Below are 8,492 nucleotides of genomic sequence, written 5' to 3'. Positions count from 1 at the left end.
CTGGCTGGCGCTGCGCGAACCCGCCGATAAGGCAGCACGGGACGCAGGCTTGCTCAACATGCTTGCGCAGACGCTGCGGGATGGCAATCCTGAAGGGAAACGGCCACCAAACTTGCTCGACATCGGTTGCGGAACCGGTTCCACCTATCGAACCCTGTCGCCGTTGCTGCCAAAAAATACACGTTGGCGTCTGCTCGACTTCGATCCCGCGCTTCTTGCAGAAGCATCCGCCAGGATCGGTGAGGACAGCCCAGTCGAGTTTAGCCAGTTTGACCTCAACAACATCGACGCACTGCCACTCGCAGGGACTGACGTCGTTACGGCATCAGCCCTCTTCGATCTCTGCTCAGCCAACTTCTGCGACCGGTTCGTCGGGGTATTGGCTCCGACCGGTGCGGGTCTTTATGCCGCGCTGAACTATGATGGGCAGATGGTCTGGAGTGTCGTCCATCCGCTTGACGCTGCAGTCACGGCAGATTTCAACCGTCATCAGCGGCTGGACAAGGGCTTTGGCGCAGCTCTCGGCCCTGATTCCACACACCATCTTGCGGGCGCGTTATCGGCGTTTCATTACCGCGTGTTGACGGCGGAAAGCCCGTGGGTGCTCGATGAGCGCTCTGCTCCGCTCCAGCGGGAGCTGCTAGAAGGCATCGCCATTGCCGTCCGGGAGATTGGGGAACTCATACCAGAGAAGATTGAGGCTTGGCTCACTTTTCGTCTGGAACAGGCGGACGTGCCTGGCAGCTTATGCCGGATCGGCCATCAGGATCTGCTGGCGCTCCCCGGCTGATGACCGGGCGGCAAGCTTCAGCTGACAGTCGAAAAGAATGTCAGAGCCCAGGCTGAAGACGCGCGCTGCGGGGCGATGTGCTTCGCTGAGCGCGTCAATCGGCGGCAGATTAATACCGGAAGGACCGGAGCCTATAATGAGCGGGGCGATGGACACATGCAGATGGTCAATGAGACCGGTCTGCATGAAGCGGGCGATCGTGCGAGCACCACCTTCGACCAGGACTTTCTGGAGGCCGCGTTTATCAAGCGCCTCCAGTATGTCCTGGGGCTCGAGCCCGTTTTCGCCGGGGCGAAGACGGATGACGTCCGCTTTATAAGACCGCTGTGGCGCGTTCATGCTCTGTAGTAAGATGACAGGCGCACCGCCATCGTGGAACAGGCGCTCTTCTCCTGTGAGTTCTGCTCGACAATCGACCACGACCCTGACCGGGTTCGGCCCCTTGACCGCACGCACCGACAATTGCGGATCATCGCAGTGCACGGTCCCAACACCGACGATCACGGCTTCGACCAGTGCCCGACAGCGATGCAGGTGGGCGATCCCATCAGGCCCGGAGATATCACGGGCATCTCCCGTCGGCGTCGCGACACGGCCGTCGAGTGACTGGCCAACCTGGGCAAGCACAAAGCGTCCGCTGGCTGCCGCAATGGGTCCATAGAGTGCGATCGCCGGATCGGCCTCCTCTGACTTATTGGAAAGCGTCATGCCGCTTCGGATGCCCAGAAGACGTGTCCAGACCTGGTCGTTCATCTCGATCTTGCGCATGGGAAATGCCGTCCTGTCTGTCTTTCAGAGTATGCGATAGAGCGTCGCGTCACGGCGTACGACATGATGGAAAAGCGCCGCCGCTAGATGCAACGCAAAAAGCCCGAGAAGGATCCAGGCGCTCCATTCGTGTATCGCCGACAACGTGAAGGCTATATCGGGCGTTTTTCCAATCGGGCTCCAAACCTCGAACAAGCCAAACCATTTGAGTGGGAAGCCGTGGGCATTTGTGGCGAGAAAGCCCGACACAGGCATGAGGATCAGGAAAAGATACAAAAGGCCGTGCACACTTTCGGCTGCAATCTTCTCATGGCGCGGCGCTTCAAGACGGACTGCACCACCCGTCAGCCGGATTCCCAATCTTACGAGCATAAGCCAAAGCACGAGAAAGCCGAGGCTCTCATGCACAAGGTAAAAGTCGAGTTTCACATCATCCTTGACGAAGCCGATCATCAGGCCAAGCGGCCAAGTCGCCAGCACGAGGACGGCCACCACCCAATGGGCAAAACGCAAGCCGACAGAATGCCGCTGTCCGGCACCCTGCGGCAAAGTGTTCAGCATGTCCTCCGTCGCGCGCAAGATGCCTCCACATCCTTACAGACCTCAATCCTTGTTCGAAGATAGAGGAAACCCTGCTTTCGGCAATGGAACGGCGCCGGATTTGCGTCATCCTGCGTTCACAGACGCGTTAAAGCGTCGGCGGCGCCTTCTGGAAGAAGACATAAGAGCCCTTGGAGACCTTGAAGATATCGCAATTGCGCCGCACCTTGCCACCGTCTTCGAAACGGAAGATGCCAAGCGTGCCGGAGAAACCAGAGGGGTTCATCATGCGTTCGGGCGCAAAGGCCGCATCACCAGCTACATTGACCAGACCGATCGCCATCGCCATGGCATCAAAACCATAGCCTGCCTGCGGGGAAGCCGGCATGCCGTAGCTTGCCATATAGCGCTGACCGATGCGGGCCGCGATGTTCTGGTCATAACGGCAGACGATGGTACCGGTAAGCTTCGCATCGGCAAGATCCGTCGGCGTCAGCGTCGTGCTGGCGACGATACGCCTGCCGGGGCGAGGAGGCTTGCCAACATCCGCTTTCTTGATGATTTCGCCGGGCGACTTCACCGAAGGCATCATCACAACCATATCGACCTTGTTCCAGGCCGCGAGCGCCTTGGCGGGCAACGCGCCACCAGAGAGTTCGACGACTGGCTCTACCGTCGCACCAAAGGCCTTGATCTGCTTGGCAATCAGGTCTGCCTGAAGTTTTTCGGCCGGACTGGACGCCAGGATCATCGCATGGCTTGCGCCTTCCGCCATGGCAAAGGTGGAGGCTTCGACAAGACTGTCGGCAGGACTTGAGCGGAAACCATAAACGCGTTCCGGAAGCGTAGTCTCGTTCGTCTCGAAGGTAACGATGGGTACGTCGCGCCCGACAAGTGCCGTGCGCACGGCCTCGAGTTCCGCTCCCTTTGCAGTCGTGATCAGAAGTGCAGCCCCCTGGCCGGCAAGCGTGCGGGCCGCAGCCTCAACGGCCTCGGGCTTGTCGGCGCTTTCCAGCATGGTGAGCTTTACTAGATCCGTGCCGAGCGAATTGACCGCAAGCGCGGCACCATCACGATATTCACTGTCAGCCTGCCGACCCGGCTGGTCGGCACGGCGCACACCGAGATAACCGATCCGCACTTTGCCCGCACCGAGGGTCTGATTGTAGAAGCCGCCATCGCTCGTGTTGGACTTGGCAGCACCATTTGCCGCCGCGTTCTCACCTGCCTCGGGCTTCAGATCATCTGTCTGACAGCCGCCGAGCAACAGAAGCGTGGCCAGTGCAGTCGCGCAGCCGAGAACACGGCTGCGTTTTGCTCTTGATCGATCCATGAAGCGCAACTCTTTTCCCCAGTCCCGGCCGGACGTTAAGCACTGGCTCGCGCGGAAGCAAGAGAAGGACCGTCCCATATCTGGGCGGATTCAAAACATGGTAACCATGCGAGCCATTTAGCAAAGCTTGATCGAAGGCCAGACGGGGGGCTTGGCCGATCAGGCGAGTTGCGCCGCGTCCTCGAAGTCGAGACGGGGCAAACGGCCGAAATTGCCATTCGGATCGCCATAGCCGATATTGATCAGGAAATTCGACTTGATGCGGGTTCCGGCGAAGAAGGCCTCGTCGACCAGACTGTTGGTGAAGCCTGACAGGGGACCACAATCGAGCCCCATGGCACGCGCCGCCATAATCAGGTACGCACCCTGAAGGGAGGCGTTCCGAAACGCCGTTTCCTGGGCAAGCGTCGGGCTTGACGTGAACCAGGATCGTGCATCGGCATGGGGAAAGAGGAAAGGAAGCTTCTCGTAAAACTCCTCGTCCTGACCAACGATGACGGTCAAAGGCGCTGTCATCGTCTTATCGATATTGCCCCGCGACAAGGCAGGCTTCAGCTTCTCCTTGCCCTCGGCTGTGCGGATGAAGACAAAACGGGCGGGGCAGCAATTGCCGGACGTGGGGCCTAGCTTCGAGAGATCATAGAGCGTGCGGATCTGCTCGTCGCTCACGGGCCGGTCCTGCCACTTGTTGAACGATCGAGCCGAGGTGAAGAGAAGCTCCTCGATCGAGGGAGTGGCGGTGGCAGTTTCATTGAGCATGGTCATGTCCTGGATTTCAGAAAGTCATAATGTGGGTGAGGATGTCGGCCTCGCTGACGACGTCGGCATATTTGGCGTTCATGTCAAACAGATTGGCTTCGTGGGGCGCGGAATGTCGATCGCCGCAGGCCTCGCGCACCACGGTCGTGATGAAACCGTGAGACATGGAATCTACGCAGCTTGCCCGCACACATCCACTGGTCGTCAGACCCGTCAGGATGACGTGATCAACCCCCATTGAGGTCAGCATCGGCGCAAGTGACGTGCCGAAAAAGGCGCTTGGATATTGCTTGGTGACGATGAATTCGTCTTCACGCGGCTCAAGTCCCTTCGGCCATCCGGCCATGGGATTGCCCGCCGTGAAGTTTTCGAGCGGCTTCGCCTTCTGGAAGAAGCGGCCGCCGTCCTTGCCACTCTTGTGCAGGACCATACCGGTCAGGATCACCGGAATATTCTTCGACCGGGCGGCTTCCCGGATGCGAAGCGCGCTCGCCAGTGCCTCATCGACGCCGGCAAAGAGCGCATTGCCCGGCTCGAAATAGGCCTGGACGAAATCAACCATGAGAAGCGCCGGGGATTTGCCGTAGCCGATGCGGTTGCCATAGGCCTTTTCATAATTCGCGGCGAGGTCTGCATCGCTCATCTTCAATCCCTTTCCGCAAACTTGCGCTCAAAGGCCCAGACATCCTCGAAGCCGAGCAGCGTGTTGAAATCCTTGAATGGATAGAGCGGGACGGCGTCGGTCGTGACGCCATGGTCCAGCAGGTCCTGATAGGCATGACGCACCGCGTGCCCATGGGCGAGGAACCCAAGGGCCGGATAGATGGCGATGCCATAGCCAAGCGCGGTCAGTTCATCCGCGGGCAAAAGCGGTGTGCGCCCGCCATTGACCATGTTGGCCAGAAGCGGCCTGTCGATTTCCTGAGAAATCTGACGCACTTCTTCGGCGCTTTCCGGCGACTCGACGAAGATGATGTCCGCGCCAGCCTCGGCATAGGCCTTGCCGCGCCGGATCGCCTCTTCCAGCCCCAGCCCCGTGCGGGCATCCGTGCGGGCGATGATCAGGAAATCGTCGCTCTTGCGGCTATCGACGGCCACCTCGATCTTGCGCACCATGTCGTCCATCGGCACGACGCGGCGACCCGGCGTGTGGCCACATTTCTTCGGGAACTCCTGGTCCTCGATCTGGATGGCAGAGACACCTGCCTCTTCATAGCCGCGCACCGTGTGGCGAACGTTGAGCAACCCGCCATAGCCGGTATCCGCATCAGCGATTACAGGGGTCTTGGTCATCTTTACGATCTGGGCAATGCGCTCCAGCATATCGCGATAGGTGGCTATGCCCGCGTCAGGAATGCCGAGATAGGAGGCGATAGTTCCGTAGCCGGTGACATAGAGCGCCTTGAAGCCCATGCGGTCGGCGATCAATGCCGAGATCAGGTCATAGACACCGGGCGCGAGGATAAAGTCGCGATCGGCCAGCGCCTGTTTCAGTGCGGGATCCGCCATGCAATCATTCCATTTCGGGTTTGGGATCGAGAAGGGGTGCCAACCGTGCGGCATGTGCCAGAAGTGCCACGTCATCATAGCGCATGGATGTCAGCGTCACGCCAACCGGCATGGCAATCCCCGCCATCGGCACGGGGATGTTGACGCAAGGCACCCGCAGCAGGGTCCAGAAGGCGTTAAAAACAGGATCGCCCGGCTTTCTGCCAAGCGGTGCAATACCCGGCGCGCTCGCGGCAATCACGACATCGAACCGCGACGCGATCTCGTCGAAAATCACCTGCGCCCTGGCCGCGCCATCGAAAGCGCGCACGAGATCGCCAAGCGTGCGGCCTTCGCGGTTTTCGACACGATGGTGGAAGTCATCATGTAAGTCTGTGCCGTAGCGTCGGGCGAGGCTGCGGAAGGCGGCGGCTCCTTCCCGGTGCAGGATTGTACGATGATAGAGGTCGAGATCCTCGAAATCGTTCGGCAGATCGAGAATGGTTACGTTGTGGCCACCATCTCGCAGACGCTGCGCCGCCGTCTCCAGCGCCGCGACAGACCCCGCCTCCAGCTTTTGACGGTAGGGGCCGAATGTGAGCGCGATCGTCAATGGCGCATCCACCGGCTGCGTCTCACGCAAAGGCTCAACGATACCGTAAACCTCGGCCAAGAGGGTGAGATCTTCGACGGACCGGCCATACCAGCCGACGGTATCGAAGGTCACAGAGTAGATCTTCACCCCTTCCCGGCCGACGAGCCCCGCACTCGGTTTCATGCCGTAGATCCCACAGAAGGATGCGGGGCGAATGGTGGAACCACCGGTCTGGGTGGCGAGAGCAAGTGGCACATGGAAATCGGCGACCGCAGCCGCAGAGCCAGCGGACGAGCCGCCCGGCGTGCGTGCGAAGTCATGTGGATTGGCCGTAGCTGCATCGTTTCCGCAGGCGGCAAATTCGGTCGTGTCGGTCTTGCCGAGGATGATGGCGCCTTCAAGCCGAAGCAGATCGACCGCCGGCGCATCGGCGGCTGGTCGAAAACCTTTAAAGAGCGGAGAATTATGCGTGGTCGGCAGGTCGACGGTATCAAAGACATCCTTCACGGCGAACGGAAGTCCATGAAGGCGTCCCCGCTTTTCCTTCGGAAGGGCGTCAAGCCGCTCGGCCTCGGCAATCGCAGTCTCGTTCAAGGAAAGCCAGGCACGCACATCGCCATCGCGGGTCCGGATGCGTTCGAGGCAGGTCGAAACAAGATCGACTGCGGTGATGCGGCCATCGGACAGACGTGCCAGCGCCTCGGATGCGGTCAACTTTTCGAGCGCAGTCTCCGTCATGACGTCCTCTGCGCAGGTGCATTGAGATGATGGCTCGTGGCCTGCTGGAACGCGATCCCAGCCTTCAGGCAGAGCGCATCCGCGCCCGGCCGCCCGACAATCTGGATACCGGTCGGCAGGCCGCTCCGGCCAAGGCCCGACGGCAGCATCAAGGCCGGAAATCCCGTATGGTCGAAGATCATCGTGTTCCGAGAAATGATGTCCTGGAACAGCACGGCATGGCCATCAACCTCGACCGTCAGCGTGTCGAGCGCGCCTGCTTCGCCGCCGAGACCCGGCGTCAACAGCAGATCGATATCGGTCATCGCGTCGAGGAACATGTCCTGTGCCGCCTTCCGCCTCTGCAAGGCTCGACCATAATCCGCCGCCAGGATGGTGATGCCCTGGTTCAGCCTTGCGAGCAGTCCTCGATCAAATAGCTCTGCCCGGGGCAGACGCTCCGATTGATGCGCTGCCAGTTCTGACAAGAGCACGGTCCAGCCGTCGCGGTGGAAGGTCTCGACCGGCAGGACAGGAAGCGGCTTCACGGTGCAGCCGAGCGATTGCAGGACCTCAAGAGCCGCACGCCAGTTATCGAGCACAGTGGCATCCACCAGCTCGGTGAACCAGTTGACAGGCACGCCGATCCTCAAGCCGGTGAGATCAGCTTCGGCAAGCAGTGCCATACAACCGGCAATGAGATCGACATCCGGTGAGGCAGCCATGAATGGCAGAACCCGCGCGATGTCGCGGGCACTGCGTGTCATAGGCCCGACATGGTCGAGCGTCCAGGACAGGGGTGCCACGCCCTTTCGCGACACAAGTTCGCGGCTGGGCTTGAGGCCTGTCGTTCCGCACCAGCAGGATGGCACCCTGATCGAGCCACCCGTATCCGTGCCGAGGGCGAAGGGCATCAGCCGCGCGGCAAGCACTGCCCCGGACCCGGTGGAGGAACCACCTGTCCAGCGACTGGGATCAAAAGGATTGCCGACCGTACCGAAACGCGGATTGTGCGGTGAACCACAGGCAAATTCCGTGGTCGCCAACATGGCAAAGGGGATGGCACCAGCCTGACGTAGCCGCGCCACCACATCGGCGTCGGTCTGTGCAATTCGGTCGCCGGTAAACCAGGAGCCGGATGTGGTCAGCGTCCCGTCGACGTCAATGATGTCCTTGACGCCGAAGGGCAGACCCTCAAGGGGGCGTGCCTGGCCGCTTTTCCAGCGGGCAGCACTTTCTTCAGCCGCCGTCTGCCAGCCGGAGGCAAACCGCAACACGGCGCCTTGCCCCTTGTTATCGGCCTCGATCCTGCGATGCAGATCGGCAAGCGCTTCGACAGGCGTCAAAGCCCCATCAGCGTAAGCAGACAGCAGATCCGTTGCGTCGACGGACGCGACATCACAGACGAGCGGCTGCGGCCTTATCTCCACATGAGACGGCAGGTCGGCGGACATACCCCGCGTCCTAAAGGCTTGGTCTGCCAAAGCTGGATCCGCCAAAGA

The 8,492-nt window shown here is 60.6% G+C and carries 9 protein-coding genes; 1 reads left to right on the top strand and 8 read right to left on the bottom strand.

Annotated elements, in window-relative coordinates:
* On the top strand, window positions 1-790 hold a 790-nt coding region (locus tag IP76_RS18105; protein WP_082352605.1), incomplete at its 5' end, for a class I SAM-dependent methyltransferase.
* On the opposite strand, the gene IP76_RS18100 is transcribed toward IP76_RS18105, so the two are convergent.
* The 8 genes from IP76_RS18100 to IP76_RS18065 form a co-directional block, all read right to left on the bottom strand.
* Window positions 746-1,558: a RibD family protein gene (locus IP76_RS18100; RefSeq protein WP_054159642.1), complete on the bottom strand. Its 813-nt coding sequence runs from the start codon at window positions 1,556-1,558 to the stop codon at window positions 746-748. The two genes, IP76_RS18105 and IP76_RS18100, sit on opposite strands and share 45 nt — an antisense overlap.
* A 24-nt stretch (window positions 1,559-1,582) precedes the next feature.
* Window positions 1,583-2,119, bottom strand: coding sequence for a cytochrome b (locus IP76_RS18095; RefSeq protein WP_054159641.1), 537 nt, complete (start codon window positions 2,117-2,119; stop codon window positions 1,583-1,585).
* Window positions 2,120-2,246: 127 nt separating this feature from the next.
* The gene (locus IP76_RS18090; protein ID WP_054159640.1) at window positions 2,247-3,431 is read right to left on the bottom strand and encodes an ABC transporter substrate-binding protein; all 1,185 of its coding nucleotides are present in this window, start codon (window positions 3,429-3,431) and stop codon (window positions 2,247-2,249) included.
* A gap of 159 nt (window positions 3,432-3,590) precedes the next feature.
* A complete protein-coding gene (locus tag IP76_RS18085; protein ID WP_054159639.1) occupies window positions 3,591-4,196 on the bottom strand; it encodes a malonic semialdehyde reductase in 606 nt (201 codons plus the stop codon).
* Window positions 4,197-4,206: 10 nt separating this feature from the next.
* A complete protein-coding gene (locus IP76_RS18080) occupies window positions 4,207-4,833 on the bottom strand; it encodes an isochorismatase family protein (protein WP_054159638.1) in 627 nt (208 codons plus the stop codon).
* 2 nt (window positions 4,834-4,835) lie between these two features.
* Entirely contained in the window at window positions 4,836-5,699 is an 864-nt protein-coding gene (locus tag IP76_RS18075; RefSeq protein WP_054159637.1) for an oxaloacetate decarboxylase, read from the bottom strand.
* 4 nt (window positions 5,700-5,703) lie between these two features.
* Window positions 5,704-7,011 carry an amidase gene (locus IP76_RS18070; protein WP_054159636.1) on the bottom strand — a complete coding sequence of 436 codons (1,308 nt, stop codon included), beginning with the start codon at window positions 7,009-7,011 and terminating at the stop codon, window positions 5,704-5,706.
* The gene (locus IP76_RS18065; protein WP_054159635.1) at window positions 7,008-8,444 is read right to left on the bottom strand and encodes an amidase; all 1,437 of its coding nucleotides are present in this window, start codon (window positions 8,442-8,444) and stop codon (window positions 7,008-7,010) included. Before IP76_RS18065 ends, IP76_RS18070 begins: the two co-directional genes overlap by 4 nt.
* Between the last annotated feature and the right edge of the window lie 48 nt (window positions 8,445-8,492).

Origin of the sequence: Rhizobium sp. AAP43 (genome assembly GCF_001296045.1) — a bacterium.
Classification (GTDB): domain Bacteria; phylum Pseudomonadota; class Alphaproteobacteria; order Rhizobiales; family Rhizobiaceae; genus Allorhizobium.
This window is presented reverse-complemented; position numbering and strand designations above follow the sequence as displayed.

Excerpts from the sequence above, each read along its gene's own strand:
- IP76_RS18100 (WP_054159642.1), bottom strand. The coding sequence starts at position 1,558 with ATGCGCAAGATCGAGATGAACGACCAGGTCTGGACACGTCTTCTGGGC.
- IP76_RS18095 (WP_054159641.1), bottom strand. The coding sequence starts at position 2,119 with ATGCTGAACACTTTGCCGCAGGGTGCCGGACAGCGGCATTCTGTCGGC.
- IP76_RS18090 (WP_054159640.1), bottom strand. The coding sequence starts at position 3,431 with ATGGATCGATCAAGAGCAAAACGCAGCCGTGTTCTCGGCTGCGCGACT.
- IP76_RS18085 (WP_054159639.1), bottom strand. The coding sequence starts at position 4,196 with ATGACCATGCTCAATGAAACTGCCACCGCCACTCCCTCGATCGAGGAG.
- IP76_RS18080 (WP_054159638.1), bottom strand. The coding sequence starts at position 4,833 with ATGAGCGATGCAGACCTCGCCGCGAATTATGAAAAGGCCTATGGCAAC.
- IP76_RS18075 (WP_054159637.1), bottom strand. The coding sequence starts at position 5,699 with ATGGCGGATCCCGCACTGAAACAGGCGCTGGCCGATCGCGACTTTATC.
- IP76_RS18070 (WP_054159636.1), bottom strand. The coding sequence starts at position 7,011 with ATGACGGAGACTGCGCTCGAAAAGTTGACCGCATCCGAGGCGCTGGCA.
- IP76_RS18065 (WP_054159635.1), bottom strand. The coding sequence starts at position 8,444 with ATGTCCGCCGACCTGCCGTCTCATGTGGAGATAAGGCCGCAGCCGCTC.